Annotated in this window: 3 protein-coding genes; 2 read left to right on the top strand and 1 reads right to left on the bottom strand. The window is 44.4% G+C overall.

Annotated elements, in window-relative coordinates; genetic code table 11:
- Nucleotides 1–85: 85 nt before the first annotated feature.
- Nucleotides 86–1,228: a CNNM domain-containing protein gene (locus tag AB4167_RS21965; RefSeq protein WP_372137026.1), complete on the bottom strand. Its 1,143-nt coding sequence runs from the start codon at nucleotides 1,226–1,228 to the stop codon at nucleotides 86–88.
- 270 nt (nucleotides 1,229–1,498) lie between these two features.
- Between AB4167_RS21965 and hupA the strand changes: the two genes are divergently transcribed.
- Entirely contained in the window at nucleotides 1,499–1,771 is a 273-nt protein-coding gene (gene hupA / locus AB4167_RS21960; RefSeq protein WP_004729753.1) for a nucleoid-associated protein HU-alpha, read from the top strand.
- 47 nt (nucleotides 1,772–1,818) lie between these two features.
- Nucleotides 1,819–2,517 carry a DUF1481 domain-containing protein gene (locus AB4167_RS21955; protein WP_017068859.1) on the top strand — a complete coding sequence of 233 codons (699 nt, stop codon included), beginning with the start codon at nucleotides 1,819–1,821 and terminating at the stop codon, nucleotides 2,515–2,517.
- Nucleotides 2,518–2,646: the final 129 nt, after the last annotated feature.

Genomic DNA, 2,646 nt, shown 5'->3' with positions numbered 1-2,646 from the left:
TTAACTGATCGGCATTACTCCCTAGGGAGCCTTTGTTGTATCTGACGGTATCAAATTGAGATTAAGCGTCTTTTTTGTCTTCGTTCTACACTTTGTCTTTTGATGCGTCGTCGTCATTCGTTGATTTTGCATCTGAAGAGTCGTTGTCTGCTGGAGTTTCTTCCTCTAGCTCGTCCTCGTCATCGCGGTTTTCGATAACACCGTGTGTCTCTTTCCACTTCTCCCAGCGTTGGAACGCCAGTTCTTGCATATCAGTCGTCTTATCCGCTTCATCGACAATCTCTTCGCCCACTAGGTGCTCAAAGATGTCTTCTAGGGTGATGATGCCCTGAATAGTGCCGTATTCGTCCACAACTAAAGACAGTTGCAGGCGGTTTGCCATCATCTGGTCAAAGGCCTTAGCCAAGCCCATGTTGTTCAGCAACACGTGGATAGGGCGCATTACTTCACCCAAAGCTTTCTCACCACAACCGGCTTGCTGCAATCTAAACAGCTCTAAGCGGTGAACAAAACCGATGATGTTGTCACTCTGCTCGCTGTAAACCAGCGGACGTGAGAATGGCGTGTCTTTATGTTGTTCTAGGAACGTATTCACACTCATTTCCGCATCAACACGGAATACCACTGGGCGCGGCGTCATTACCTGAGTCACGGGTACATCTTGAATACCCAGTAGGTTGCTCAGGATTTTTGACTCGCCTTCTGCAAATTCACCGCTCTCTTTTGCCAAAATCGCCATTGCAGATAACTCATCACGCATTTTTGGTGCTTGGTGGCCACGAGCAAGACGTTTGGTGATCTGTTCTGAGAACCATACAAACGGTGTTAGGAAGAACACCATCCAACGAAGCACGCTTGCCGAAGCAGGAGCAAGTTGACGCCAGTAGGTTGCACCAATGGTTTTTGGAACAATCTCAGATAATACCAAGATACCTAGCGTTAGCACGGCAGAGAAGACACCTAACCATTGGCTACCAAAAACGACAGCCGCTTGTGCACCTGCTGTCGCAGCACCGATAGTATGGGCGATGGTGTTGAGCGTTAAAATTGACGCAAGCGGGCGGTCAATATCTGTTTTCAGTTTGTCTAAAGACTCTGCTGCAGGGTGCCCATTTTGTTTTAGTTGAGCAATGTAGCTCGGACTAATACTCAAAAGTACAGCTTCCAAAACAGAACAAATGAAAGAAACTCCAATAGCAATGGAGACGTAAATAGATAGCAGCAGCATGTTTGCCCTTAAATTAAATTGTACGCTTTAGCAGCGATTCAGCGTGGATTATAGTGAAAAAGTAGTGGCTAGGTCATCATTAATTTTGCTCTCAGCCCCTTTTAAACAAGGGCTTGCTTAATAAAATCAGTAACAAATTGTGAGTTATTACTCATATTATGGCTAAAACTACGGCATTAGAGCTAAAGATCGACGACAAACCTTTGCCAGATGGGGCATTTATGTTTTAGAGTGAATTGAATTCAAAAATACAAAGAAGGGAAACCTAAAATGAACAAGACTCAATTAATCGACTTTATTGCTGAAAAAGCGGACCTTTCTAAAGCACAAGCTAAAGCTGCTCTAGAAGCGACTCTTGGCGGTGTTACAGATGCTCTTAAAGATGGCGATCAAGTTCAGCTAATTGGTTTTGGTACTTTTAAAGTAAACCACCGTGCAGCTCGCACTGGTCGTAACCCAAAAACTGGTGATGAGATCCAAATCGCTGCTGCAAATGTTCCAGCATTTGTTGCAGGTAAAGCGCTGAAAGATTCAGTGAAATAATCTAAACTGTACCGAGGTAGTCGTATTCCACCTCGGTACAGGTTTTTATGAAAAAAGCATTTCTTCTCGTTTCACTATTATCTACATTTCTTATTGGTTGTTCTTCAACAAGCCCTCGCAAAAACCTAGAGCAATTTGAAACCCACACTGGCGGCCAAGTCATGGGCGACGCGACGAGTTTCTACTGGGTTACAAACAAGCTAACACAACCTCATACTTCAGCTGACTACGTAACTGTCGGCGATTACGGCTGGTACCAAACTGATTATGCTTGGTCAGAAGGCGTGCTTCGTGAATTCATTCGTGAAGGCGAGCAGCGTAACTCTTCTAATGAGCTGGTTCCCTATCGAGTCCATGTGCGTTTTAATAAGTCAGGCGAAGCTGTGTATCAACAGTATCGTATTGATAGCAAAATCTTACCTATCCAAGCTAAGCAACTCGAAAACTACCAGAAAGAAGCTAAGTCGGTTCTAGAGACTACGATGAAGCAGAATGACGAAGGGCTCAGACTGGTTCAGGGTTACTGGGATGGCAGCTCTTTTAAGACGTGCGCTGGTGGTGAATTTGATCGCATTGAATTTAACCAGACCTTACCAAGCTTCGTGATCGACCGATTGGCATCAGTGGAAAGCTATGCGGCGTTTCTTGGCAGTGACTTACTCGGTAAGATGAGCGTAGAAGAGTTACTGATGCTGGCTGAAGACAGTCATGATTGTGTCGTGAGGCCATCGTTGCTGAAAGAATAGAAAGCAATCAAAGAATTAAGAGTATTTGGCCTACTGTAGGCTAAGTGCCTATTTGTCTGTACAAATACAGATTCTTGTGTAAATGAGATAATAAAAAGGCGCCTATTGAGGTAATGCCGTTCACTTAAG

This window comes from Vibrio sp. 10N.286.49.E11 (genome assembly GCF_041469505.1).
Classification (GTDB): Bacteria; Pseudomonadota; Gammaproteobacteria; order Enterobacterales; family Vibrionaceae; genus Vibrio; species Vibrio crassostreae_C.
Note: the sequence above shows the minus strand (reverse complement) of the source record. Positions and strands in the feature narration are given on the sequence as shown.